This window comes from Geobacillus sp. C56-T2 (assembly GCF_007829715.1).
GTDB classification, from domain to species: domain Bacteria; phylum Bacillota; class Bacilli; order Bacillales; family Anoxybacillaceae; genus Geobacillus; species Geobacillus icigianus.
Genome location: NZ_VJWB01000001.1, coordinates 315,230 through 341,620, shown reverse-complemented (window position 1 = coordinate 341,620; position 26,391 = coordinate 315,230). Strand labels below are relative to the sequence as shown.

General features: G+C 49.2%; 16 protein-coding genes, 3 pseudogenes and 1 CRISPR repeat array. Of the genes and pseudogenes, 5 read left to right on the top strand and 14 right to left on the bottom strand.

The genetic code is table 11. The features are described from left to right. The 8 genes from cas5b to GC56T2_RS01710 all read right to left on the bottom strand — a co-directional run bounded on the left by cas5b (position 1) and on the right by GC56T2_RS01710 (position 15,096). Complete coding sequence (gene cas5b / locus GC56T2_RS01745) at positions 1-744, bottom strand: type I-B CRISPR-associated protein Cas5b (protein WP_144972596.1); 744 nt, start codon at positions 742-744, stop codon at positions 1-3. Positions 745-759: 15 nt separating this feature from the next. Beyond that, positions 760-1,716 carry a type I-B CRISPR-associated protein Cas7/Csh2 gene (gene cas7b, locus GC56T2_RS01740; protein WP_144972595.1) on the bottom strand — a complete coding sequence of 319 codons (957 nt, stop codon included), beginning with the start codon at positions 1,714-1,716 and terminating at the stop codon, positions 760-762. Between the two features lies 1 nt (position 1,717). Beyond that, a complete protein-coding gene (locus GC56T2_RS01735; protein WP_255516130.1) occupies positions 1,718-3,451 on the bottom strand; it encodes a TIGR02556 family CRISPR-associated protein in 1,734 nt (577 codons plus the stop codon). A 532-nt stretch (positions 3,452-3,983) separates the two neighbouring features. Continuing rightward, entirely contained in the window at positions 3,984-4,880 is an 897-nt protein-coding gene (locus tag GC56T2_RS01730) for an Rpn family recombination-promoting nuclease/putative transposase (RefSeq protein WP_144972593.1), read from the bottom strand. A 135-nt stretch (positions 4,881-5,015) separates the two neighbouring features. After that, a CRISPR array of direct repeats spans positions 5,016-6,763; the repeat unit is 30 nt; unit sequence GTTTCAATCCCTCATAGGTACGATAAAAAC. 345 nt (positions 6,764-7,108) lie between these two features. Beyond that, a complete protein-coding gene (locus tag GC56T2_RS01725) occupies positions 7,109-8,329 on the bottom strand; it encodes a TIGR02679 family protein (RefSeq protein WP_144972592.1) in 1,221 nt (406 codons plus the stop codon). Next, positions 8,326-12,444, bottom strand: coding sequence for a TIGR02680 family protein (locus GC56T2_RS01720; RefSeq protein ID WP_144972591.1), 4,119 nt, complete (start codon positions 12,442-12,444; stop codon positions 8,326-8,328). The genes GC56T2_RS01725 and GC56T2_RS01720 overlap by 4 nt, the downstream gene beginning before the upstream one ends. Further along, the gene (locus tag GC56T2_RS01715) at positions 12,444-13,601 is read right to left on the bottom strand and encodes a TIGR02678 family protein (protein ID WP_144972589.1); all 1,158 of its coding nucleotides are present in this window, start codon (positions 13,599-13,601) and stop codon (positions 12,444-12,446) included. The genes GC56T2_RS01720 and GC56T2_RS01715 overlap by 1 nt, the downstream gene beginning before the upstream one ends. Beyond that, a complete protein-coding gene (locus GC56T2_RS01710) occupies positions 13,585-15,096 on the bottom strand; it encodes a TIGR02677 family protein (protein WP_144972587.1) in 1,512 nt (503 codons plus the stop codon). Before GC56T2_RS01710 ends, GC56T2_RS01715 begins: the two co-directional genes overlap by 17 nt. A 138-nt stretch (positions 15,097-15,234) precedes the next feature. Between GC56T2_RS01710 and GC56T2_RS01705 the strand changes: the two are divergent. Together GC56T2_RS01705 and GC56T2_RS01700 are read left to right on the top strand one after the other, a co-directional pair. Then, positions 15,235-15,916, top strand: a pseudogene (locus GC56T2_RS01705) (hypothetical protein). A 456-nt stretch (positions 15,917-16,372) separates the two neighbouring features. Then, positions 16,373-16,639: pseudogene (locus GC56T2_RS01700) on the top strand (glycine betaine ABC transporter substrate-binding protein); the annotation flags it as partial. Positions 16,640-16,651: 12 nt separating this feature from the next. Here GC56T2_RS01700 and GC56T2_RS01695 read toward each other — a convergent pair. Beyond that, entirely contained in the window at positions 16,652-17,785 is a 1,134-nt protein-coding gene (locus tag GC56T2_RS01695) for an IS4-like element IS5377 family transposase (protein WP_015375695.1), read from the bottom strand. Positions 17,786-17,879: 94 nt separating this feature from the next. Here GC56T2_RS01695 and GC56T2_RS01690 point away from each other — a divergent pair. The 3 genes and pseudogenes from GC56T2_RS01690 to GC56T2_RS01680 form a co-directional block, all read left to right on the top strand. Next, positions 17,880-18,515: pseudogene (locus GC56T2_RS01690) on the top strand (glycine betaine ABC transporter substrate-binding protein); the annotation flags it as partial. Between the two features lie 16 nt (positions 18,516-18,531). Beyond that, the gene (locus tag GC56T2_RS01685) at positions 18,532-19,659 is read left to right on the top strand and encodes an ABC transporter ATP-binding protein (RefSeq protein WP_144972585.1); all 1,128 of its coding nucleotides are present in this window, start codon (positions 18,532-18,534) and stop codon (positions 19,657-19,659) included. 768 nt (positions 19,660-20,427) lie between these two features. Then, positions 20,428-21,057 carry an ABC transporter permease gene (locus GC56T2_RS01680; RefSeq protein ID WP_144972583.1) on the top strand — a complete coding sequence of 210 codons (630 nt, stop codon included), beginning with the start codon at positions 20,428-20,430 and terminating at the stop codon, positions 21,055-21,057. Here the strand turns inward: GC56T2_RS01680 and GC56T2_RS01675 are convergent, their stop codons facing one another. From GC56T2_RS01675 to GC56T2_RS01645, 5 genes are all read right to left on the bottom strand, one after another. Continuing rightward, entirely contained in the window at positions 21,058-21,540 is a 483-nt protein-coding gene (locus GC56T2_RS01675) for an erythromycin esterase family protein (protein WP_255515987.1), read from the bottom strand. 363 nt (positions 21,541-21,903) lie between these two features. Continuing rightward, the gene (locus tag GC56T2_RS01670) at positions 21,904-23,094 is read right to left on the bottom strand and encodes an ISL3 family transposase (RefSeq protein WP_144972581.1); all 1,191 of its coding nucleotides are present in this window, start codon (positions 23,092-23,094) and stop codon (positions 21,904-21,906) included. Between the two features lie 77 nt (positions 23,095-23,171). Continuing rightward, positions 23,172-23,960, bottom strand: a complete 789-nt coding sequence (locus GC56T2_RS01665; protein WP_255515986.1) for an erythromycin esterase family protein — start codon at positions 23,958-23,960, stop codon at positions 23,172-23,174. 464 nt (positions 23,961-24,424) lie between these two features. After that, the gene (locus tag GC56T2_RS01650; protein ID WP_144976984.1) at positions 24,425-24,727 is read right to left on the bottom strand and encodes a hypothetical protein; all 303 of its coding nucleotides are present in this window, start codon (positions 24,725-24,727) and stop codon (positions 24,425-24,427) included. Between the two features lie 363 nt (positions 24,728-25,090). Continuing rightward, on the bottom strand, positions 25,091-26,329 hold the full coding sequence (locus GC56T2_RS01645) for a DUF3238 domain-containing protein (protein ID WP_144976979.1): 1,239 nt from the start codon (positions 26,327-26,329) through the stop codon (positions 25,091-25,093). Between the last annotated feature and the right edge of the window lie 62 nt (positions 26,330-26,391).

Below are 26,391 nucleotides of genomic sequence, written 5' to 3'. Positions count from 1 at the left end.
CTACTCTCCCTTTCCATTCGAATAGAAAAAGACAATCCGTTCTCCTTGCGCATTCTCCCAATAATAAGGGACCGAAGCGAGGAGCGGACGCGCCCCCGCCTCGAAAATCACTTCTTCATACCGAGAAACTACCCGGGCCGGATCCATCTCCCAAGCCACTCGTTCCTTGCGATACTCTTTTCCCGGCTCTACTTTCAGCGCTTGTATGTCTCTTCCTGGGATGACCGAACAAATAGGCACAGACTCTTTGTCGATCGCTTCAACCCGATGAAAATCGTCTACAGCGACAAACTGTACATCCGCTAAACATTCACTCAATCCTAGACACGGCGTATAGACGCTTTTGTGCTGCCGAACGAAATCAACAAGCTGCGAAAATCGCTCGTGATCGTTCATATATACGTAGCAACGGAAACGAGGAAAACGCAAAAACTCTACACGAATTTGCGTTCGTGCTCCTTCCCGCCGCTGCTTCGGAACCCATATATTCCCTTTTGTGTTGACATAGTTGATGCCGACTCTTGTTTTTCGTACAGGTTCCATCAGGCGTACAGCCACATTCGTCGTCTCATGGTTAAACACCCGCAAATAGTCATTTTCCTCTTTTCCCACTCCAACGATGGCGCCAAGCAAACCAAAAAGAGCCGTTGGGGGAATAAACGAGTACGTCAGCGGCGAGGAAGTCGAATACATTTGGCGAAAATGGCCAAAATCGGCTCGAACATCGAATACAAGCACATTCATCGCACTCATTCCCTGTTACCGAATATCGACAGTAATTCCTTCTTTGCGCAAGCGCTCAGCCAGATTCTCGCTGCACGCAAGCCTTCCGTCTTGACGCAGCTCGATGTTGGCGATGTGTTCTTTCTGTTGAACCAATACTTCAACCAATCGCGACACATCAAGCACATAATCGCTGACATCCCGAATTTCCTCTTCCGCTTTTTCGGTGTGAAGAGAAATATACTTATCCAACTCTCCGATATGGAAGTACGGCTCTTGATAGACGACGCGAAGAAGCAACCGCGGAACATGTCCAACTTTCGAACGCGAAATTAAGTTTTTCGTACCTTCCCACATCGCTTCCGTCAACAACTCCACATCTTCTTCCGTTAATCCCGTGAAGCGCGCCGCCGCCTCATTGATCATCCCGTAAAAAGCAATGAGGGAATAAGGCAACACATATTCCTCCCGGAACGTCTTTTGTGTCATTTGCCCACCTGAGGCAAACGCTCCGGTTCCTTTGATATACTCCATCTTCACCCGATGCAGCGATTGCCCCATCTTAAATTGGACCGGCCCTGTATGGGTAATTGAGCTTTTTTCCTTTTGGTTTTTTTCGATCGGCAATGTCACACCAAACAACCGCACATCAATGCATTGACGCAGCACTTCATCGTTGATGATTTTTTTCATTTCGCGTAAGGTCAGTTTCGATTTATCTAGTTTCTCGCCGTCTTTCACTAAAAAGTCTTCCGCCCGGGCCTTCGCATCTTGAATATACTCATCGTCTTGCGCAATTTCGCGGACAAAAATTTCTTGTTGACGATAGTCATATAAATAATCCCGAATCGTCCGTTTCAGCCGAACATCGGTGACAATATTCTTCCCCGTTTCCTCATCGATGCGCGGCTTGTTCCCGTCAACCGGATCGCCATTCGGGTTTGCCCATTGCACATCATACAAAAAGAGCAGCTCGGAACGTTGCTTAACCATATTATTTCTCCTCCTTGTTCGCTACGATTTCTTTGACCTTCCACGATAAGTTCATCCCGCAGGCGAAATAAAAATTCAATTCATCGACAGATAATTTCCAGCTTGGGGAAGAGGATAGGAATAAATGGGAAATTTCTTCCGCCAACTGTCGATGGCTCGCATAGTAAGACTCGTATTCTTCGAGTTTTCCGATGACCTTCGGAAGCAGCCCTTTGATCGCCTTCTCGTCCATCTTCAACCCCATTAATTGCTTCACAAATGGCTTGCTTCCTCGTTTTTGTTGCTGGATGTCAAGCAACATTTGCGTCAATGCCCCCAACAGGAAAACAGCTTGTTTTTCCGGAGACTCCAGCTGTCCCCCGTACGCATCAAACAACTGCGCAAATTTCCCTTGCACCGCCTTCTCTCCTTTCCTGACCAGCACGCCCGCCTGTTCTAAAAAAAGCACAACCGCAAGCGCTTGACGTGTTTTGTTGACAAACGACCAATCGCCAGCCTCATAATCATAAAAATCAGCCCGAAGCTGCTCCATAAAAAAGGGAGCGAAAAACGAGATCGAAAGGGGCTTCTTTTGGAATACATACTCCACCACTTGCAAAAAGTACTTATCATAGACACCCGGCCGAAAAAAGGTGCGAAGAAAGCCAAAGTGAAAAGGATGGTCCCCTTCTCTATACAAAAGAGACTCCGTCGCTTTCTTCGCTTGAAACAATTCACTAATTCGCGACGGCAATACATCTTCAATCAATAACAAAATCCGCTCGGCACTTTGAATCTTCTGCAAGAACAACAGCTGAAGCGACAGGGAATTATCATAGTCTTGCATGAGTCCAAGCAAGTCTTCCTCCGTCGTCATAAAGGAATCTGCCTGCTCTTGATGAACGCGAATGTCTTTCTTTCCGTCTGTCAAATATTGAAGCAATTCATCCAATACATCCTTGCCAGCCGGGATAAGCAATGTCGGAATGACGAAATAAGAAAAGCCGTAAAAGCGATAGTGCAAATGGGACTCCACAAACTTTCTTCCTTCTTCAATATGAGCTTTGCAAGATAAACAGACGGGGTAATTTCGCCACGCTTTGGCCTCGTCAAACCCTCCTGTAATAAATCCGGGCTTGTCCAACGTGTAAAACCGAAACACGGATAATTTTCCGATGACCGTATCTTTGCGCTCCCCACAAATAGCGCATACTTGGTCCCGAGCCGACAACTCCATATCTTTCTCGTGAACTAGATGCAAAAAAGCATCGCGAAACGGCTCACAGTCATATAAATAGGAGCCGTTCATTTTTAGCGAAATAAGGGAACGATCGGCTGAGAGAGAGAGCTTTTCCCTCAACTCCTGCAAGATCGCTTCCTTTTTTTGCACAAGCAATTGCTCAATCGCCCGAAGAACGGGATGATCCATTTTGCGGGTAACCGTTCGAAACCAGCCAATGACTTTCTGTTCATATGTATTTTCAATCGTTGTAATTTTCGCCGTCGGCGAATAGTTGGTTCCACGAGACGAACCGGAACGAAACAAATATTTTTTGTAATCGCTCCCACATTCCTCAATCTCGCAACCTTCCCAAACAACATTCCCTTCTTCGTCCGCACGCACTGCAACAAGCACACAAGCAGGATAGCCGGGGTTCTCCACCAACTGATCCACCACTGACCCCTCTCCTTGCTTTTCAAGCACTATCTTCCCAATTTGGGAGATCGCTTCAATCAATCTATCACCCCTCTGCATCATGAGAACTAATTCCATTATACCATATTTCAGTAAATATGGCATAAAAATTTATACTATTTAGTAATTATCAATCATCGCTCAAACCACGGACGAAAAAATTGACAAATAGCCCACACAAGCGTTATGCACCAAAACTCCGTAACGCTTGCCCAACTCCAAGAGGGATCCACAGAACTCCTGAAAAACTCTGTTTTATGTAAAACATCGATTAAGGAAAAAAGCCGTGGACAACCTTTTTCCTTCCCCTATAAAAATCACGTGTGGTGCGATTCCCACGGAACAAGCGGCTGAAATCGAACTTCATGAAAAAAGGCGGTGGATGACCGCCTTCTTCTTTTTCCCATACTCATTCAACAGGAAACACTAGGAGGTTGGTGAAAAACGATTGTTTCTCTTGAGCAATGGGGGGAACGTTTGAAAGGCGCTCCTGATGCAACAAGGCTTATCTATTTGAGAAACCGGTTTGACAAGCGGATTGCCTCCTTAAATCACCGGCCTTCTAGGGTGAGATCGATCACCCCTTTTCCTCTTACTCGCTCAACAAGCTTCGAACCTCTTCTTCAGAAAGATCCACCAACTGGGCTATCTCGGCGGCCGTCATCCCTTTTTGCGCCATCGTCTGAATAAGCCGTTTCATTCCTTGTTTCATTCCTTGCTTCATCCCTTGCTCAAGGCCGCGTTTTACCCCTTCTTCCAGCCCTTCTTTCTTCCCTTTTTGCTCGTAGGAGATGATCAGTTCCAGCACTTTCTCTCGTTCTTTCGTTTCCATCGCCTTCACCTCGCTTTGCAGCTGTTGTTCCTCTTGCTCCGTCAACTTCACGTACGTCTCAAAAAACCCAAGCAGCAGCCGCTGCCTCGCCTCATCGAGCTCCAACCGCACCAGCATGCGCAAAAATTCTTTTTTCAGCTCCACCTTCTCTCTTTCAGTATACCCCATTTGACTGAGCAGCGCAGCCGCAACCGGATTGTCCTGCCGGATGTACTCCCGCCACTGCTTCTTCCGCAACGCCACCGGAAAAAAGCGAAACTGCAGCACTTCGCCAAACGGAAATTCCATCGAAAACACAGACGGTTCCTCGCGGAGGGAATCATGGTGGAAGACGGCGATCGGAACGATGCGGGTCCGGTAGGTTTCATACAAGCGGCTGAAATAGAGGAACATGCGCTCGGCAAACGACGGCTGGACATACCCTTGCGTTTCCACGTGCACGGTGATCAGCCCGTCTTCGCCTTTCAGCTTCGTCTCAACCAGCAAATCAACGCGGTACTTTTCACCGGCCGTCACATCAGTAAACAGCTCTTCGGATAAAAAGGACAGATGGCGGAAATCGATATGCTCGTGCATGTTGGGGAAAAAGAGGAGCAGAAACTCTTCGAAAAACGTGCGGATCAGCTCTTTGAACAGCCGATCATGGTCAGTCGCCATTCAATCACCTCACCTTGATGGTCTCTCTTTTTCTATTCGCCGTCCCCAAGGCGACATCCTGCACACAGTGAGAAATTCGTCATAGGTGCGATAAAAACGACTACGCCACCTTCCGCGCCCGCACGGCGATGTATTGTTTCAATCCCTCATAGGTACGATAAAAACCGGTGCACGCGGTCTTCTGCTTGCGCTCGCGTTGCAGTTTCAATCCCTCATAGGTACGATAAAAACACATTACAAGCGAATTACAATCTATTGCAGAAGGCAAAGTTTCAATCCCTCATAGGTACGATAAAAACTATGACAAGACGTACTAAAAAAGAAATGGAACTCATGTTTCAATCCCTCATAGGTACGATAAAAACTTTCATGAAATCGAGCCATGCACGCTTGAAAGTTTCGTTTCAATCCCTCATAGGTACGATAAAAACTCAGTTTCGCTCCTCAACAGAAAGCATCGCAATCCGGTTTCAATCCCTCATAGGTACGATAAAAACCAAAGCTATCGAATAGATAAGGATTGTATTTTACTCGTTTCAATCCCTCATAGGTACGATAAAAACGGCAGACGGTCTATAATGGCAATTATAGCACCGATGTTTCAATCCCTCATAGGTACGATAAAAACGAAGGATAAGGTAGTTGTATACGTTCCTAGTACTGTGTTTCAATCCCTCATAGGTACGATAAAAACGGCCGCGCCGACCAACTTTTCCGCGACCGGGGCGTTGTTTCAATCCCTCATAGGTACGATAAAAACCACTTCCTCGCGGGTTACGTCCAGCGGCGCATACAAGTTTCAATCCCTCATAGGTACGATAAAAACACGGAATTAACGGCGTATGGGACGAGGAGAAGCAGTTTCAATCCCTCATAGGTACGATAAAAACAAAAGTGTTGCATTTTTTCCGTGCGCCTGAGTATAAGTTTCAATCCCTCATAGGTACGATAAAAACAAAAGTGTTGCATTTTTTCCGTGCGCCTGAGTATAAGTTTCAATCCCTCATAGGTACGATAAAAACCATCGTTGACGGCAGACCGTTTGCTATCCGCTGAAAGTTTCAATCCCTCATAGGTACGATAAAAACGCCTAGTTCAGTGGGTAGCGGCGCCGAAAAAACCAGTTTCAATCCCTCATAGGTACGATAAAAACGCGGTCGTCGATTATACGTTTGTACGCGAATATATGTTTCAATCCCTCATAGGTACGATAAAAACGATGATTGAGCAAAATCAGCTTGGATTCAGCGATAGTTTCAATCCCTCATAGGTACGATAAAAACGATAAAATCGTGTTGCCCAAAACGCAGACGATTCTGTTTCAATCCCTCATAGGTACGATAAAAACGAAGCTACAAGGATAGGCGGTATTGGAACTTGCAAGATGTTTCAATCCCTCATAGGTACGATAAAAACTGAAAAAGATGGGTCCGGAGATTGAAAAGGCCCTTCCGTTTCAATCCCTCATAGGTACGATAAAAACTACCCTCTACCATGTATGTGCGTGAGTGGGAGCAGACGTTTCAATCCCTCATAGGTACGATAAAAACGGGCAAGGTGCGGACTTGCTCATCATCGACGACCCGATGTTTCAATCCCTCATAGGTACGATAAAAACTTTGTCCGAGAGAAGTGCCACATCCGGCACATCTAAGTTTCAATCCCTCATAGGTACGATAAAAACAAATTTTAGCCCGTATGGCGTTTTTCTTGCGAGGGGTTTCAATCCCTCATAGGTACGATAAAAACAATGAATGCTCCAAAAGGATTAGTTGTAGATCATATGTTTCAATCCCTCATAGGTACGATAAAAACCCTTTTAGCAAAGGCGGTGTATCTTGGCATAAACGTGAGTTTCAATCCCTCATAGGTACGATAAAAACCCCAAAAACCGCTGCCATAACAAGCTTTCTCCTGCAGCGGCAACTTCAGCATAACACGTTTCGAAGATTCTGTCAATCAAATCTATCCTTGATGGCTGTAGGGATCAGGCGATCAAAACCAATGTCGTCGACCCCCTGGGTTTTTTGCGCGATTGGAGGTCGACGACAAGCAAAGACTGCTTCTTAGCATTTGTGGCTTGCCTTGTTTGCCGATTGCTGTTTGCCTAAGCGAGGACAAACGCTCGGCATGCGGTGAATAAGACCCGGGCGCCGCCCGCCCATCCATCGCGGGCAAGACGAATACAAACATTGGAATCCGAACACTTGCATGAACAAGGACGAGTGCTAACTTTTTATATCTCCAAGCAGTCGGCCGATGATCGCCTCTTGGTATCCCGCTTTTTCCGTTTTCGCCATCGCTTCTTTCACTGGCTGCAGCGGCGTTGACGCTACGGAGGTGAGTTTGGCGAGCCGCTCGGGAGGCAAGTGAACCGATGGGTTGGCGGCGAAGTAGTCATCGACGCTGTAGCGCCAGAGAACAGCCACCGAGCCGTATCGCTCGAGAAAACGGTCGGCCATTTTCAAACCTTCCGGGTCAAAGTCGCCGGAGTAATGCAGCTTGGCGCCTGAAGACGCGAGCAAATCAAGGAGCCGCATCGTCGCTAAATTCATTTGCCCGTTCGTGCAGACAAGCGGGGCGTGGGTGTCAAGCAAGGTCGAGAAAACGCCCGCGTTTTCGACGACGTATACGATGCCGCCGTTGGCTGGATAGGCGCGAATGAGCGACAACACGTCCCTTAGCGGTGCATTCAATGCGCTGTTGGCTTCGACGGCAGCGGTGAAGACCGGGTGAGGGCCTTTCTTCGTTTCGGCCAACAAGTTGGCGCAGGTGGCAAAGTTCAAAATATCCTCGCGGAGCAGGCCGACGGACTGCAGCAATTCATTGACGCTCTCTACAGAGGTCACATCCCACTCGCCTGGCACGGTCGCTTGCAAGGCCGACAGCAACACCTTGCCGGGGAGCGTTGACAGGTCAAAGGCGTGTGGGTCGCCGGCGATGTGCTGGGCAAACAATGGAAGCCGCTCATACGAGCCGAGCGGCAAGCGGCGAAGGGCGGCGCCGGCAAGACGGATCGCCGCCGCCAACTCTTCGCGGTTTGCCTCATATGCTGCTTGGATGAACCGTTGGCTACAAATGCCTTCAAGCCAAGGGTGCTCGTGGGCGAGGTGGCCGAAAAACCGCTCCCGCTCCTTTTCGACTGCCTGGCGTCGTTCTTTTTTCGGCACGAGCGGCTCGCCAAAATAGTGCTCGAGCAGCTCGATGAGGCCAACGCCGGCAAACCGTGTTCGTTCGAGTTGCCGTTCAAAGGCGGGCAGGGACACGCGGAAAACGTCTCGGCCGAAAAAGGCGGCGATGGTTTCGCGCTCGTTCTCGCTGAACGATGCCAAGGAGACGACGCCACCAACACGACCGAGCGACTCGTATTTCCTCTTCATCTCGACAAACAAACGGCGAAAGCCCGGCTCGGAACGGAAAAAGGCAGCGGCCTCTTCGGCCCGGTTCATGTCTCGATCAACTCCCATTCTTCCTCATTCGCTACTAACTGTTTGATGCGCCCGTTCCAATAATACTGGATGACGGTGACAAACGGCGCATTGCGCGGACGGACGAGCTCGCAAATCGATAGGGCCGGCACGGTGTCGTAGTCACCCCAAAGCGCCTGCGAGTTCATGATGTAGTTAAAGCCGAGCTGTTCAACAAGGCCGAACATCATGCGGATGTTGTTTTCATCGACGCCGGCGAACGCCTCATCAAGCGAGATGATGTACGGGGCATCATCGCCTGCTTCTTGATAGCGTGAATACGCCGCCGCAAACAGCGGAATGTACATCGCCAACGCTTTTTCCCCGCCGCTAAACCGATAAAAGCGTTGGTTTGTCAGTTCGCGCTTCGGTTCGTGTTCTTTTTCATAGTAGAGGGTAAACGAAAACCATTTCCGATAGTCGAGCACTTCTTTTATAATTTGATGAAGCGTGTTGCCTTGGCCGCGTTCCTCAAGCAGTTCGCGGGCGCGGGCGATTTTCGAGCGGAAATGGTTCGTCACCCGCTGCAAATCTTCCTCCTTGAGCAGCCGTGAATCCATCCGCAGCAACCCCACCAGCTCTTTCGTATCGAGCTCGTCTTCCGTCTCCGCCGTTTTCGGCTTCCATTGAATGGATAGGACGAGGCTTGATGACGTATCGATTTCGCTCATCCGCTTGTTCATGTCGTTCACCCATCGCTCCGCGCGTTGGATGCGGCTGCGCAAAATGCGGCCGACCGACTTTAAAATGACTTCTTCGTACAGTTCCCGGTCTTGTTCTTTCATATACTCGTGCTGCAACGCGATTTCCCGCTCAACTTCCGCCAAGACGACAGACGGCGTGGCACGATGCCCTTTGTAGTCAAGGAAAATGACGTTTCGCTCTTGTTTTTCCCTCCAATCAGCTGCTTTCATCGCCATTTCGTCATCCGGCGCCGCGGTGCTCCATTCTTTCTCCTCGAACGGCAGCAATTCGAACGTCGCCCGGTATTCGGTCAAATTGGATGACTCTTGGAAAAAGATTGTGTTCAGCCGAGCCAGCAGCGAAGAGCGGCTGTCTTTCAACGTCCCCCCATACCGCTGTTTCGCTTCGCTCGCCTGCTCGCGAAGCGGACGCGAACGGTCGAGCTCCACCAACTTGAGCGCCGCTTCACGGGCAAAGGCCTGCTCCCATGCGGCGGCCAGCTCGCGAGCGAACGTTGCCCGTTTCTCTCCTTGTTCCCGTTCTTCGGCAAGACGGGCGAGGCGCTGTTCGGTCCGCGCCCGCTCGTTGACTAGACGCGGAACTGCCTCGCGCAGAGCGCTGAGCCGCTCCCGCACGCGGACGATTTCCGCACGAATGTCATCCGCCCCCATTTGTTGGAGCGTTCGTTCGATCTCGGCCATGCGGAGCGCCAGACGTTCGTCTTCATCGAGCAGGCGGTTCCGCTCCCCTTTGGCCTCATCGATGTCGTCGCGAAGCTCCTGCAGCTGCTCGCGCTGCTGGGTGATCATCGCCGCGACATAGAGCGCTTCCCGAACATGCACTTCCAGTTCATGCAAAAAGCGGAGATACGATTTCATCGCTAATCGGGCTCGTTCGCATCCTTCCACAGAAAACGCCACGTCAAGCCCTGCCGATTGCTCGCGCAACGTTTGCTTGAGGTGCTGCCACTCGCGAGCGAGTCGGGATACCTTTTCTTGTTGCCGCTGCCAGTCGCGCTCTTTGCTTTCCGCGCGGCGGCGCGCTTCCTCCCGTTCCTCAAACGCCGCGCGCACATCGCGGTCGGATGGAAACGCGGCAAACCACTCCGCCAATGCGGCGATATGTGCTTCCACCGCTTTGTGTTCCGCCTGCAGGCGGTCAAGCGCTTGCCGCAAGGAAGCGATCTCTTCTTCCAATGAAGCGATCTTCTCCATCCGCCACCGCCGCCTTGCCGTGCGGCCGATGAACATGGCGCGCTCGCGGGCGGGCGCATGACCGCGCACGAGACCAAGCGCATAGCGTCCAGCTTCATTAAGCGTCATGCTACCGTCTTGCGCCTCATCGGCAATGACGATGCTGCGAAGCACGGCATCAATCCGCTCCGCAGCGACAGGCACACCTGCATCTGGCTGGAGATAATCGGCCAACGTATGCGCCATATGCACCGGGTTCGGGACGAGCACCCGGTCATACGTCACCGCCACATCGCGGTCAATGATCAGCGCGTCGAGCAGTCCGGCATGGGCGAGCGCCGATTCGATCCGCTCGCGGACAGGCTCCGGCACATGGTCGAAAAATTCAACCGCCGCATACAGCGGGACGGAAACAATTCCTTGCCGCTCCAACTCTGCACGCATGGCGTCCGTCTGTGGATCGCGTTCCGGTTCTGGGTCTTGTTCTGTCTGCCAATGGCGAAGCTCCTGCTCGCGCTCGGCGAGCTGGTCGCCAAGCAAGCGCATTTCGTGTTCAAGCCGCCATTTTTCATCGTTTTTCTTCCCGACGGCATCGTAATACGCCGCCGCGAACGGCTGTTTAAGGTCATCGATGGAATATTGATCATACAAGCCGTCCGTCTGTCGCAAAAACGTCTGAATGCGCGCTTCGTCCACCGTGACGCCGCCGCGCTCCAGCCAAACGAGCACCGCTTGTTCCCACCGCTCTTTTTCTTGGTCAAGCAGCTCGTCCCATTTGCGGTATTGATGCCGCCATTCGTCAACTTCCCGCTGCAGTTCGCCCGCTTCTTTGCTTGCTTCTTCATAGCGCGCTTGCAGGCCTTCATGACGCCGCCAAAGGTCGGCGAGCGCTTCGAGCCGTTCCGCATGGCGGTCCGCTTCCTGCTTCCAAACCGTAAACGGAAACTCGCGCTGTTGACGATGATGACGGAGAAAATCGTCTTCATTCACTTTATGGCCGGCAAACGCCCCTTCGTCCGCGTCGGCACGCAACTGCGCCAACGTCTCTTCCACCTTCCGTTCCAGCTCATCGAGGCGCGCTTCCGCCTCATCAATTTGATGGCGGCGCTGCCGTTCAAGCTGCTCCTTCTCTTCGATCACCCGCTCTTGCCGCTCCCGCCGTCTCGCTAGGTCGCGCTGCTGTTCCTTTAACTTTTCGTACGTTTCGGCTTGTTGAAAGACTTCATGGCCCGCAAGCTCCACTTCCCGTGCACGCAACACGTCTTCTTCCCGGCTGAGGCGGGTGATCTCCTCATCCAGCTCATCAAGCCGCTGCCGCGCTTTGTTCTCCTCTTCTGACCTTGTTCGCTGCTCAGCAGCGAGCTGTTCGGCTCGTTGGACCGCTTTCTCGTATTCCACGGCTTTTTCGGCAATCATATATTCATTGTAATGACGGTAATGGTCGCAAAGCCGCTTCAGCGCCCGCGCATCGCGCTCGAGCTGCTCCAGCTGCTGCTTTGCTTGGTCCATATTTTCAATCGTCTCGGACAAATGGCGCAATTCCTCATCGGTTAACGGTGGCAATGCGCTTTCCAAAATTTCGTAAATCACCGTCGGCTTGAAATCTTTCGATAACTTCGGGCTCCGCAATTGAATCAACAGCTCGATCAACTCTTGAAACGCCTCGAGCGATTCGAAGCGGAACACATGCTTATTGACGAGCTCCATATATTCTTTTTGCGTCTCGACCACCGTTCCCCCAGCGCCGAGCGCATCGGCGAGCTCTCGCTTTGTCAAAGGAATTTTCTCGCCCGTTTTTTCTTTTTTGTACAAGTCAACATCATGGCCGATGCGGCGGTTGTCCAAAATGACAAAACCCCAAAAGTCAAGATTTTTTTGCCGTTTCGCTCGCAAACCGATGCCGGTCGTGAGATATTGATCGGTTTCGGTCCGCTTATATTCGAGAAACAAATAGCCGGTCCGCTCATCGCGGTTGACGACATCTTTTTCCCCGAGCAAGTAATCTTCCATTCGCCGCGCCCGCGAGCCGAACGGATCGAGCCGGTCGGGCGTCTTTTTCCCGTCAAGCAGCACCGGGATCAAGCTTTGCATCGTCACCGATTTGCCCGCTCCATTGCTTCCGCGCAAAAACAACTTTCCGTCGGCAAAATGAAAATATTGTTCATCATAATACCAGAAATTGATCAATCCCGCGCGATGCAACATCCATCGATCCGCCATCATAGTTCCCTCTCTTTCGCTTGAAAATCGTCCGGGTATCGCCCACACAGCCGCCCAAGGAGCGGGTAGAGGACGACCATGCCCGTCTCGGGATCCGTGTCTGCCATTCGCCATGCTTCGAGCTCCGCCAACACCTCGCGAGCTAACTCCGCAAGCGATGCTTCGCGATGCGTCTTCCCCCATCCAGCTTCGTAGCGACGCTTCGTATCGGCGAGCCATTCAGAAAACTGCGCCGGCGTCAGCCAAAGGCGCCCGTACTCGTCCGGCGGAAAGGACGCCAACCGCTCGCGGACGACGGCGGCAAAATGAAGGATGATGTCAGACGTCCCTTTTAGATCGGGAAAGAGCGTATACGGCGCCTGCCGTTCCGGAATCGTCAACATGGCGACGTTTTTGTACAGTTCATATCGAAACGGTGTATGGGACTCAATATCCTCACGCAGCCGATGCCGGAAGTTGCGCAAGTAATAAAAATCTTGCTCGTCGCCTTCTGTTCGGTGCACAGCCGGTGATAAAAACAGCTTCCGGTACAGACGATGGCGCCGGTAATCCTGCGGCGCTGCTTTCCATTCTTCCGCCAACAGTTCGTCAATCGACGTATATTGCAGCAAGTCTTTCGGATATGTGCGCATAAAGTAGCGCGCCAACACCGGCACTTCATAAAGCGCTTCTTCGTCCGCATGTTGCGCGAACGCTTCGATCTCTCCATCCATCCGGCGGATCAGTCCGATTTGTTCCGCTGTTTTCAGCACGCGAATGAGCGCGCGCCGCTGCGAATAGTTCGTCCAATCGACCGGCACATCGCCCGGATACATGGCGCGGATTTCCTCGCATACATCGGAAAGCAAAAATTTTTCCTCAACCGCCTTGCTTTCAACATACGCCATCAAGCAGCAAAACAGCGCGTAATCGAGCGGCTCTTGAAACGACGGAATCCCCATCCACGGCTCCGGCTCAGCCGGAATTTTTTCAAGCTTCGCGAAATGCCGGTGCACGATCAAACGGTAGCCGAACTTCTCCTCGACATATCTTTTGAGCACGTGTTCGCGTTCGCGGACAAGCTGATACCGTTCCGGGTCGGCGTCGCGGACGATCCAAAATTGTTCAAATAGCGCCGCCAACGCTTCTTTTGCTTTGTCATCAAACGCCGTCTCCATCTTCGCTCCCTCCTTCCGTCATCACTTCGATTTCGTAGTTGGGCATCACAAGCGTTCCGTCTTCAGCATGCAGGCAAATCGTGTCGTCCCGACGAACAATGCGGATGTTCCAGCCGTTCTCCGTTTTCACGGTTGGCTGTTCTTTCCCCATCGCTTTGGCGATCCAGGCGAGCAATGTCTTCCGTACGTACGGGGTCACTTCTCCGAGTTCGGCCAGCACAATTTTTCCGTCTTTCACCAGCTGTTTCAGTTCGGCTTCCTCGCGTGCCTTCTCCTCCAAATAGCGGCGGCGCGCTTCTTCTTTTTCCCGCTTTTTCTCCTCGATCGCCTGCGGTTTCTTCTTTTCTCCATAATGGCGCACGCGCGGCTTCGTCACCCATTCCATCGGCACCTCGTCCCAAACATCGCGATACATATCATCTGTCGCCTCATTGTCTGCGATCAGATGTTTCGTATGGAAGCAGCCGAACACGACCGCCGACAAACAGTGCGCCTCTTCGATCGAGGACAGCTGCGAAAACCAGCGTGCCAAGTGCAAATAATCGCCTTTGCGGCTGCGAAAGTGGTGATGCCGCTCACCAAGCCGCTGCACGATGCGCGTCAAGCGACGAATCGCTTCGTTCGTCTGATGCTGCAAAAACGCCAGCTCGCTTTCGTGGCCGTCCCGACCTAAAAACCATTCGCGCAAACTGCGCCACGTCTCGCGCTTTTCTTCGATGCATTCGGCGCGCGACGGGGCGCTCTCGGCAAAGCGTGGAATCGACCGCTCATAATCGACTACGTGCTCAATGAACCGGTTCACCCCTTCGTCTGGAAGGTCTTCCAACAGCCGCTCAATTTGCATCGACGTCTTCTGTAAAGCGACGATAAAATCACGCAAATAAGCGGTAAATTGTTCCTTGTAAACGAGAAACGATTCCGCCGTCATCCGTTCTTCCAAATTTTCGCTATGCAAATAGGCGATATAATCGGCCGAATGGTGAATGATTTTTTTGAAATAATCAAACGTCTCCTCCCACACTTGGTGTATTTCGTCCGGTTTTTCTTGGAAATTAGCAGAAATGATCGTTTCCATGCGGGAAAGGGAGGCGTACAGACGGTCAAACCGCGTTTTCTCGAGCGAACCGCCGAACGAGTCGCCCAACTGTTCGAGCGTGCGAATCATTCGCTCTATTTCCACTGTGTACGGGCTGCATTGATAACGAAAGCGTTTTTTCTTAAACTCCTCGATCGTCCGTACATGAGAAGTCTCTTGACGGGCGATCAAATTGTTCCATTTGACAAGCTGATCGAGGTCTTGCTGCAACTCATCCTCAGTATAATCGGCAAATTCGGCATGCTGTTTCAAAAACGCATACACTTCTTCAGGGAACAAATATTGCCGCATCCGTTCGTGCTGAATGTAGAAATAACGCAAAATCGCGCGGTAACGGTGCGCATTTTCCGCCGACAAATACTTTGTTTCGACAATCGGCTTCAACCAAGAAGCATCCATCCTCGTCCACCTTTTCCTCTCTTTTTCCTAATTATTATTGTAACGATTTCATTCTTCCTTTGGCTAGTGAAAGCTATTTTTCTGAATTTTTCTCGCCATCCATGCGCTTTTTTTGTAAAGAAAAAGATGTGAATCGACATGGAAGCGCTATTGCGGGAAATTTTGCACGAGGTGAAAGCAACGCGTGCAGCAGTCGAGTCGCTCGAACGGCGAGTCGGCGCTTTAGAGGGACAAGTCGCTCAGCTCAATGAACGAACGAGCGCCCTCGAGACGCAAGTCGCACGGCTCAATGAACGAACAAGCGCGCTCGAGACGCAAGTCGCACGGCTCAATGAACGAACAAGCGCGCTCGAGACGCAGGTCGCCCAGTTGAATGAACGAACGAGCGCTCTTGAGCAGCAATTCGCCCAGCTCAATGAACGGACGAGCGCTCTTGAACAGCAATTCGCCCAGCTCAATGAACGGACGAGCACTCTTGAACAGCAATTCGCCCAGTTGAATGAACGGACGAGCGCTCTCGAGCAGCAATTCGCCCAATTGAATGAGCGGACGACCACGCTGGAACAGCGCATCGATTTGCTTTACGAGCGCACGACGGAAACGAAGGCGATGGCCGAAGCGCTTCGCCATGGGCAGGAAGGGCTGACCGCGAACTATGAGGCGATGGCGAACGATCTCCACCAAATGAAAGGCGACCTCACCCACGTCACTCGAAGACAAGGTGCTGTCGGCTCTCGCCGAACATGAAGCGGGACTGCACGTCCTCAACGCACGCGTCTTCAAAACCGAAAGCATTCTTCACCACCTCGTCCATGCGTAAGATGATTCCTCAACAGATCATGAACCCACTCGTTTCGATGGATCCGGCCGCTTACCGCAGCCGGTTTTTTCTTCCTATTCAGCTCGAATATCTCGAATTCGGAGGATTTAGGAGGATTGGGGAGCATTCCCGAGCATTTGTAAGCATCGCAGCGGAGAGAACGGTTCTCAAGGCGAGAAGCAGCCAAACGCGGATAGATCGGCTGATACCAAATTTGCCAACTGGACCCAATTTGCGTTACCCTATGTTTGTGACGTTTTCCCCTCCGTGTCGTTTTATTGCTTTTTCCCCCTTGCGTTAGAAGGCTGGTGATGCAAAGGGAGAACTGCTGCCCAACATTTTTCTAAATAAGGAAAACCTTGCGAAGCTATCATCCGGGTGTTTAACAGGTCGGATGGATCTTTTTATCGGCATTCCCGGATCCAAAAAGGAGGAATCGTTTTGCGTAAATGGTTCATGTCATTGCTCGCTGTCGGGCTTGTGTTCGGACTGGCCGCCTGCAGCGGGAAACGTGATGCGAAAGGGCACATTGTGATTAGCGGAAAAAAGTTTACCGAGCAGGTGATTTTGACGCATTTATTGGCTGAGTATGTGAAGGCCAACACCGATTTGGACGTGGAAGTGAAGGACAGTCTAGGCGGCGCCTTTATGCTGCAGCAAGCCATTGAAAACGGCGATGTCGACATGTACGTCGAGTACACGGGAACAGGGTATTTAAACATTCACGAGTGTTGATTATCCAAAATTATACATACGCCTTCCATAAATTTGGGCATACTCAAACAAAGCAGCGGCCATCCCGGATTTCCAATCGAGAGGAAGCTGCCCAGAGAAAAAACGGCGAACGAACGAAATGAAGGAAAGAGAGACGTTCGTCTGTTTTTTGGTTTGATCATACAGCCATCGCAGCAACACATACGCGATGAACGCCGCAAACAGTTGGTTGTATACCGCATTTTCCGTCGTGCCAAACAAGGTCGGGACATTCAGATATTGCTTCACCCAACGGAAAAAGACCTCAACAGTCCAACGTTGTTGGTACATGTCGGCAATGGTTTCCGCAGACGCATGGAAGAGGTTCGTCACGACCCGAATGTCGCGGCCATTCGCATCTCGAAAGATCACCACCCGGTGACGCTTGGTGGAGCGGCATTGTTTCGTCCCCAACTGGCACGTGAAGTCGGCTTGAACCGATGAGGATGTGCTGGAAAGGCGTTTCAAGCTTTTTTTCTGATGAAGTTCGATGTTGTCCTTCATCCGAATGACAAAGAGCTGATGCTGCTCCACAAATCGATCGAGGCGTTCGATTTTGAAATACGCCCGGTCTTCCACCAGCACTTGTTGAGCGTTCGTCAACTGTTCTCCCACCGGGCCATCATGACGCAGTCCGATGGTTTCCACCACGTCTGCCGGCAACGAGGATTCCGGCGAATACGCGACGTGCAGCTTCACTCCGGCGCGTTCGCCGTGATACGGCGCCCATGGCAGGCGGTTTTTCCCGACCGTGACGGTCGTCGAATCCACCACCCGAAGCGGTTTGGGAAACCGAAGCGAACGGCGGGTTTGGCGGTTGCACTTGGAAATGATCAACGCCAACAAGCGTTTCATGATGTCATAGGGAACTTCTTTCGCTTTCTTGGATACAGTTGAATAATGGAATCGCGGCAATCCATACAGAGGCCCCACATCGGCTCCGTGGCGAAAGCTTTTCCATTGATGCATGGCGGCCAGCAGGAAGAAGTGAATCAACTCGCGCAACGTAAAGGTTCGAGACGAATCACGATACCCAACCGCTTCGGCAATCAGTTGAATCTCTTCATCCGAAACAAGTTTTTGCATCAAATTCGGGAGTGTGGTATGCTTGTTCATAGAGAGCACCTCCTGGGTTTGTTTGTGTCGCTACTCACATTCTACAGGAAAGGTGCTCTTTTTTCTATACCCTTTGGATTTTATTGGATAATCAACACGCCTGTTAAACATTTTAAAACAGCCGTACGATCCCGCAAAAACGCCCGAACAAATCTATAATGAAACGAAGAAGTTATATAAGGAAAAATACAACATCGCTTGGCTCAAACCACTCGGATTTAACAATACGTACGCATTGGCGATGCGAAGAGACCTTGCCGAAAAGCTCGGGGTCAAAACGTACTCCGATTTAGCGAACCACTCGTCTTCCCTCACCTTTGGGTCAGACGCCGAGTTTTTTGAGCGAAGCGACGGCTATGATGGGCTTGTCGATACGTACGGATTCCAGTTCAAAAAAACGGTCAACATCGATCCGGACTTGCAATACGAAGCGGCGAAAAACGGGGAGATCGACGTTATCACAGCCTACACGACGGATGCCCGCATCAAAAAATATGACCTCGTCGTACTCAAAGACGATCAACATTACTTCCCGCCGTACCACGCCGTGCCAATCATCCGCCAAGACGTGTTGGACGCCAACCCAGGACTCGAGGAAGCGTTGAACAAACTGGCCAACATCTTAACGGACGAAAAAATGATGGAACTGAACGGCGAAGTGAATTTGGAAGGAAAACGGCCGCGCGAAGTGGCGATAGACTTTTTGAAATCGGAAGGACTGATCGACTAGAAAGCGAGGAATGTGGATGATTCGATTTGAAAACGTCACAAAACAGTATGAGGATGGATTTGTCGCCTTAAAAAATATCAACCTTGAAATCCGTAAAGGCGAGCTTGTCGCCCTCATCGGACCGAGCGGCTGCGGAAAAACGACGACGATGCGAATGATCAACCGGTTGATCGAGCCGACATCGGGAACCGTGTATATCGATGGGCAAGACATTTCTACGCTTGATCCGGTCGAACTGCGGCGCAACATCGGCTACGTCATCCAGCAAATCGGGCTGTTTCCGCACATGACGATCGCGGAAAACATCGCGCTCGTGCCGAAGCTGAAAAAGTGGGAAAAAAGCGCCTATGAAAAGCGAGTCGATGAGTTGCTTGACCTCGTCGGCTTGGATCCAGCGACGTTCAAGCACCGCTACCCATCGGAACTCAGCGGCGGCCAACAGCAGCGCGTCGGCGTCGTCCGCGCGTTGGCCGCGGAACCGGATATTATTTTGATGGATGAGCCGTTCAGCGCCCTCGACCCGATCAGCCGCGAACAGCTGCAAGATGACATCGTCCGCTTGCAAGAAGAAATTCGCAAAACAATCGTCTTTGTCACCCACGATATGGACGAAGCGATTAAAATCGCTGATCGCATTGCGCTGATGAAAGACGGGGAAGTCGTCCAATTTGCGACGCCGGACCAAATGCTTCGGCGGCCGGCGAACTCCTTTGTCCGCGAGTTTATTGGTGAAGACCGTCTGCTGACCCGCCAGACAGCCGTGCCGACAGCGGAAGATTTAATGTCCGATGCCGTTGCCACGATCGCACCGCGGCGCGGCTTGGCTGAAGCGTTCCGGCTGATGAAGGCGCGAAAGGTCGACAGTTTGGTCGTCGTCGATAAAAAGCAATCGTTTCTTGGCATCGTGACGCTCAAACAAATCGAGCAACGATACAATGAGGAACATTTGCTTGTCGCCGACATCGCCGATTACGATGTGACGACATTACAAAAAGAAGCGGATGTGACAGACGTCGCCGCCTTGTTCCAAGACCCGGACGTGCGCATCATTCCGGTGCTCGATGGCGACCGCCTTGTCGGCGGCATTACGCGCTCCAGCATGATGCGCGCGCTCGCTGAGTGGACGTTCCAGCAGCACGCATAAAGACATCAGCCATGGGCGGAGGGATGGGTTTCCGGTTCCCTCCAGAGGCCCGGTGATTTACGGGTGCATGCCGCTTCACAATATCATTTCTCAAATAAAAAACCTTGCAGCATCGGTCCTGCTTTTCACACGTTCACTCATTGGCTAGGGGGAACGGCTGTTTTTCACCAACCTTCTAGAAGGGCGGTGATTTAGTACAAAATGCTGCTATTCCATCTATTTATCAGTTAGAAAAGCCTAGCGAAATTAGCCTTCTTTTTTGGCCATATGTCGCTGATTTGCTCGTGGCAGCCGTTTTTCACCGGCCCTCTAGGAGGCTGGGGATTTAATCTTGGATACGGCTTTGCAATGTCATTTCTCAACTGGAAAAACTCTGATGCATCGGTCCTGCTTTTCACATGTTCACTCATCGTCCACAGGTACCAGCTGTTTTTCACCAACCTTCTAGTCTTGTGGACGGATGGAAGACGGCCGCACATCAAAAGCGAATCGGGTGCGATTGGCTCCATAGCCGCTCGTCTAAAAAGCGGGTGATCGGAAACCATTCGCCCGTTGGCAGCTGGCCGGCGTGGCCGCAACGTCCCCTTCAGAATAGAACGAGGCCCCATTGGCGGCTGAATTCCGCCGATGACAAGGAGGCGGTTGGCTCACCGCCTCCTTGTCACCAAAGAGGGATACCATGACAGCGGCGGCCCATCTGTCACCGTTTTTTCAATAAGGAAGACGACGATGAACGGGCCGCTGCTTTTTTCACCAAGGAGGGATACAATGGAATTATTGCAAACGTTTATTGAACGACGAGAAGAGATTTGGATCGCTTTTCAAGAGCACGTACTGTTATCCGCGATTGCCATGGGCATTGCCATCGCGGTGGCTGTGCCGCTCGGCGTCGTGTTGACACGGTATCGCAAACTCGCCGAGCCGATCATCGGCATCGCCGCCATCATCCAAACGATTCCGAGCTTGGCGCTGCTTGGGTTTATGTTGCCGATTTTCGGCATCGGCAAACTGCCGGCGATCATCGCCTTGACGCTTTATGCCTTGCTTCCGATTTTGCGCAACACGTACACCGGCATTCTTGGCGTCGACCCGGCGCTCGTTGATGCCGGACGAGGGATGGGAATGACATCGCGGCAAATTTTATGGATGGTCGAGCTTCCCCTCTCGCTTCCCGTCATTATGGCCGGCGTGCGCACCGCGACCGTGCTGACGATCGGCGTCGCCGCTTTGGCGACGTTTATCGGCGCCGGAGGGCTTGGCGACTTGATCGACCGCGGCCTGCGCATCGCCGACAAAAACTTGATTCTCGCCGGCGCCATCCCAGCCGCCATATTGGCGATTGCCTTCGACTGGCTGCTACGAAAAGTGGAAAAGAAAGTGACACCCAAAGGGCTGTGATCAGCCCTTTGGCTTCTTCCCTCTCTCGGTCGTCTCAGAAACGTCAAAAAAGTAAGCCGGGGAAACAGATTTAAAAAATAAAATCCCATCATATTGTTGTGCAGGTACAAAGGAAGTAGGCATTCCTCCGCCCTCATAGGCCCGCCACTTTTTCTGTGCCCAGTTTCCATTGCACTGAATAAAACTATTTTGATAAGGGGAATGGTCAAGAAGGCTTTCCAAATGTTTTTTATTCATTTTTTTTATTGGATATTCCTTACCTGTATAATCCAACATTTTGCCTTCCTTTGCATACAACCCCAATACAAAACTTTTCTCCTTAATCGTTTGGGAGAGGTTTTCCACAAACGATTTATAGGCAGACAGGCGCTTGGCGGAAGTATTTTTGCTAATATGCATGTTATGTGCCCAAATGATAAATTTTTCATTTGGGTATATTTCCTGCGCTAAAAACTCTAGGAGGATGGTGATTAAATCGTGCACACCGCTTCCTAGCATCGTTTCTCAAATAGAAAAGCCTTGCAACACTGTACACTTTTATTCATCGACCAAAGGAAACCAATGTTTTTCACCAGCCTTCTAGGTTTTTTGCCATTAATGCATCCCGATACTCAAAAAGTTTCGAGAAACTTTTTTCTAAATTTGCTTTCAAGTAATGGTTCTTCACCATTTTCTGTGATTTCCACTCAATCCTAGAAACATGTTAGCTGGATGAAATAGGTTCATCAGTCAGGATCCTTCTTCCGCATACAGACCACGAAGTTGGTAGAATGGAAACAGTCAAGTGCTTTCCTTGACGGGTTCCATTCTACCAACGATCATATCGATAGCGGAAGAAGGGAGCGTTTAGGCAGCCTGACTACCTGTAGTGTTCCCTGTACACTCCAGAAATACACGCAAACGAAACCGTTCCCGATTTCGATAGCCATATGCCCGGCGTTTGATGTTTTTGATCTTGTGATTCGTTCCCTCGATTCGGGCATTGGTATAGGGGCACAAAAAGTAGGAAAGAATCGGCTCCTTCCACCTTTCAAGCGTGTTGGCTGCTTCCTGAAAAGAAGCAAAAGGGCTCTGTTTGGCTAACTGAATCCATTCTTCCAAGCGTTCCTTTGCTTCATTATATCCATCGGTTCGGTAAAAATCCCGAAACAACTCTTTCAGATAATAAGCAATGGAAAGTGCCGGATACTCCTCCAAGATATCGTCTAATCGAAGCCGTTGGTCCTTACGAAGCTTTTCACAGCCTTTCAAGAGAAGATATCGAGCCTTTTTCAATGGAGAACATTCCTTTCTTGCTTGATCCAAGGCTTGTGTCACTTTTTGAACCACATGGTACTTATCGATGACAATCGAAGCAGATGGAAACAGGGCACGAACCGCCTTATGATAAGGTTCCCACATGTCAAGAATCACCGTTTGAACCCTTTCTTTCGACAGGACCTTTTGGCTCAACAAGTGGATAGCGGAGTCACATTGGCGATCGGCATGCATTCCCATGACGGATCCAGCTTTGGCACCCATCAATATGGTTTCATACTGATGTCCCTTTTTTACAGCGATTTCATCTAAGCTAAGCACCATCTCTTCTTGAGAAGATGTTTCTATCGCTGTCTGACGCTCTTTTGCTTTTTTCGATGCGATGGAGTAATAGATGCGTTCCAATGTCGTATATGGGATACGGTGCTTTCGGCTCACCTCTTGAATGGTGGAACCTTCACAAAGTTCATACAAGTACTCACAAAATCGGTTGGTGTAGTGCTGATTGGGTTGAACCGATTCCAAAGAGGCGGAAAACACTTGAGAGCAATTCCAGCACCGATAGCGCTTTATTTTTACGAACAAGTACACCGGTTGATGGAAAATCGCCAAATCCCGTACTTTTCTTGTCCGTCTGTCATGGACAGAGGAAGTGGCAAACCCACAATGAGGGCAACGTTCCTGTGTCTCTGTTTTCTCTACATGAATCGCATAACCATAGGAAAGAAGTTCTTGTTTAATCACTTTAAATTCTGGCAATCCTAGTGATATAGAAAGCACTTACGAGACCTCCTTAATGTTGATTTCACCACTAACATTATTGCCAGGATCTCGTTAGTGCTTTCTCTCTTTTGTCACTAAATCACAAAATTTGGTGATGAACCCAAGTAATTTACTCTATTTTCCATCGTACGGAGGACAATTTTATAAATCTTGCTATCCGGAAAACAATACTGTTTGAGTTCCTCAATCAATTCCATGCCCTTACTTTCCATCTCTTCCCTTATATTTTGGCGCATTGAACGCTTGATTTTCCATTTATCGGCTGCAATCAAAACCTCGATCGCCCGCTTTTCAAAATCGACAAACTTCTGTTTGGTCGGACCCGTTAAATAAGACTCGAGAAATTCCGAAAACAAATTTTCCTTTTTTCCTTGATAAACATCCACACCAGTAAAATACAGCGGCCGCTCCTGCTTCATTTTTTTCATATAGTCGAATAATCCAAGGACAAATTCATTTTGCCACACACGCCCAATGGTACCCGCCATAAAACGTTTAGAATCAAGTTGATCAGATAGATAATCGCCGATCATACATGGCCCCAATTCGCTTTCAAAGGCAAGTACATGAAACCCCAATTCTTCATGAAGATATTTAATCAGGCTTACTTTTGCTAGACTGTATTCTTTGACGCAATGGCTGCTCTCCCCAAGGAAGACAAAGCGTTTATGTTCCAAAATCGGCTGAAGAAACTCAAAATGATAGCGGTCCATATCCCCTATATCGATACTTTGATGTTTGACTTCATCGATAAAGAAAGTGATCATTGACACCCCCAAACAACGTGATGACTGCATGTATGCCCTCAACGGTTCGGTGACGAGCGGTGTGATCGAGAAATCAAGCTTTTCATGCGCCCCCATAATTGGTACAGACTAAACCCGATAACCGCTCCACTCACGTTCAAAATGATATCATCAACATCAAAGCTTCGTTCGCTAGAAGGCCGGTGATTTAGGGCAAAATACCGCTGATTTCTACTCATTTCTCAATGAGAGAAACCTCGCAGAATCAGCTTTCTTTTTGGAATGAAAATGTCGCCGATTGGTGTGTGACAGCGGTTTTTCACCAGCCTTCTAGGGTATTCAGTAAATTTTCCATCCATCAACGCTGTCAAAAATTGAACGGATTCAATGCCGCTCGAAACGAGCAGGGCAAGGAGAAGAAACGGTTTGATACGTGCAAACCGTGATCGTTTTTCGAATCATTTACTGCTTCAGCTCCTTTATTCTTTGCTTGTACTCCAGTTCTTAGCATCCACCTCCAAATGACCTTTACCACTTGGGCGATTTGAACACTACTGCTCAAACTCATCCATTTCCTTCATCTAACACCATTTAGCACATAGTCGTCTTCCTGCATAATATCCCATTGCTCCCATATAAATGGGGACTACAAAGACAAAGGATGGATAAAAAGGAAGCGACGTAATCGTTGCGATCCCTAAAACAACCGCCCAATCCCATTTAAATCCCCATTTTTTATCAACAAAAGAAACGAGCGCTTCTGTTACTATGCATATAAGCAAAACAGCCAGTAGTGCAGCTGGAAAAATGGCAACAAGAAAAGAAAAAGAGCTAAGTAATGAGAGGGAAAGGGCAAACATGGCCAATGTCAGGAAAAACTCCATTACCAATTTTTTCAATTATGCCATCTCCTTTTACTATAAGTGTATATACATGCTCATTGAAAAATGAACATTTGGCTTCTCCTGCAACAAGCTTCCTCCTCCATGGCTCAGCTTGCAGGTTGAGCCTACAGGATCCTTGGAACAAATGATGCAGCGCGTAGGGTGTGCAGGATAACGGAGAGGTGAACTCTTCATGTTGCATGTATATAAAATTATTGGTTCATAACCACAACGTGTACTTGACAGACGGTGCACTTCTCTGAACAGGTGTAGGCAAAACATGATTGGTTTCCTGTTCTTTCGCGGATGCATAAGTAAGATGTGTGATAAAAAATCAAGTACAACTTTTAGTGAAGGGCCAAATTATTTACTCACTGCTATTTTTTTATTGGGATACCAAGGGAATAAATAATTGATATTTGTACCTGCGGCATCGGGATTAAATTGATACAAAGTTTTCCACGTTCCCCCATTATCTGACCTGTAAATTTCATGCCAAGGATACTGGTCATGACTACCATTAATATAAGTAACTCCGCTCTTTTGAATATTTAAACTGTAGCTGTAATCAATATTCGGCGGAGCATCCATGTAAAACGGCAATCCAACAGAATGGGAAATTTGAAATTGTGCTTCACCAGGTGTAATCCATTCCTTTACAGCCGTTATACCTGATGTCCCAGCGTTTTTTCTTGCCAATTCCTTTGAACCACATGTACCATTATCATTCTTATTATAACGAATGGAATCGCTTGTGTATTTTGAAAATCCATAAGTCCTATCTTGCCAATAAATCGAGAGATCAAATCGAGTACGATAAGTGCTAGCAGAGGCGGAAAAACCACGATTGTCTCCCCCATAGCAATAACCATCTGGTGCGGATATTTTAGCCGGCTTAATAAATGTTGTATTGCGATAAGAAGTTACGGGTTCAACTGCGAGTGTTGAAAATGACTGGGAGAATTCCTCAAAAAGCATATTACGCTTATCAATCACTTGCTCCGCAGGTATTAAGATGACATGGTTTTTTTCGTCTTCAACTACCTTGTCTTTTTCCTTATCGAATTTTTTTATTTTTTCTACGCCTTCAATAATATACATATATTCCCTACCATATGATATATTAAAATCTTTGAACTCACTTTGTGAAACAACAACCACCGGCTTTCCATCACGATAAACCGTATAGCTTTGAACATTTGGAATATCCGACCAATCAATTTTTATCATTCTTTCATTAAAAAACATATCTACTTTCACACTATGATTTGATAGAGGATGTAATGTATTTGTGATAACATTCATCTTTGTCAATAACCGCTCATCTTTATCAAATGCAGCCAAAACATACTCATACACTTCACCCGATGTTAGGTTTTTATGAATAAACTCTCTCTTATTCCCTTCATACAAAACTTTCCCACTATTATCATATAAAACATATTTTTTAGCTTTAGAAATTTGTTTCCACGTTAAACGCAGGCTATCCTCAGACTTTTCAATTAAATAAACCTCAATATAGTCCCCTGAAGAACCATCAGCAATATTACAAAGAAATAGAAATAAAACAACACTAATTGTTAAGGAGACAGCTTTTTTCATAAAAAACACACCTCTCTTTCCATATTTTTCCATAAGTTTGTACATAGGAATGCATAATTGTA

Coding starts and splice junctions, on each gene's coding strand:
- GC56T2_RS01725 (WP_144972592.1), bottom strand. CDS start 8,329: ATGAACCGGGCCGAAGAGGCCGCTGCCTTTTTCCGTTCCGAGCCGGGC.
- GC56T2_RS01685 (WP_144972585.1), top strand. CDS start 18,532: ATGATTCGATTTGAAAACGTCACAAAACAGTATGAGGATGGATTTGTC.
- GC56T2_RS01665 (WP_255515986.1), bottom strand. CDS start 23,960: ATGGGGGCGCATGAAAAGCTTGATTTCTCGATCACACCGCTCGTCACC.
- GC56T2_RS01715 (WP_144972589.1), bottom strand. CDS start 13,601: ATGGAGACGGCGTTTGATGACAAAGCAAAAGAAGCGTTGGCGGCGCTA.
- cas5b (WP_144972596.1), bottom strand. CDS start 744: ATGAATGTGCTTGTATTCGATGTTCGAGCCGATTTTGGCCATTTTCGC.
- GC56T2_RS01650 (WP_144976984.1), bottom strand. CDS start 24,727: ATGGAGTTTTTCCTGACATTGGCCATGTTTGCCCTTTCCCTCTCATTA.
- GC56T2_RS01710 (WP_144972587.1), bottom strand. CDS start 15,096: ATGGATGCTTCTTGGTTGAAGCCGATTGTCGAAACAAAGTATTTGTCG.
- GC56T2_RS01680 (WP_144972583.1), top strand. CDS start 20,428: ATGGAATTATTGCAAACGTTTATTGAACGACGAGAAGAGATTTGGATC.
- GC56T2_RS01735 (WP_255516130.1), bottom strand. CDS start 3,451: ATGCAGAGGGGTGATAGATTGATTGAAGCGATCTCCCAAATTGGGAAG.
- GC56T2_RS01645 (WP_144976979.1), bottom strand. CDS start 26,329: ATGAAAAAAGCTGTCTCCTTAACAATTAGTGTTGTTTTATTTCTATTT.
- GC56T2_RS01720 (WP_144972591.1), bottom strand. CDS start 12,444: ATGGCGGATCGATGGATGTTGCATCGCGCGGGATTGATCAATTTCTGG.
- cas7b (WP_144972595.1), bottom strand. CDS start 1,716: ATGGTTAAGCAACGTTCCGAGCTGCTCTTTTTGTATGATGTGCAATGG.
- GC56T2_RS01730 (WP_144972593.1), bottom strand. CDS start 4,880: ATGGCGACTGACCATGATCGGCTGTTCAAAGAGCTGATCCGCACGTTT.
- GC56T2_RS01695 (WP_015375695.1), bottom strand. CDS start 17,785: ATGAACAAGCATACCACACTCCCGAATTTGATGCAAAAACTTGTTTCG.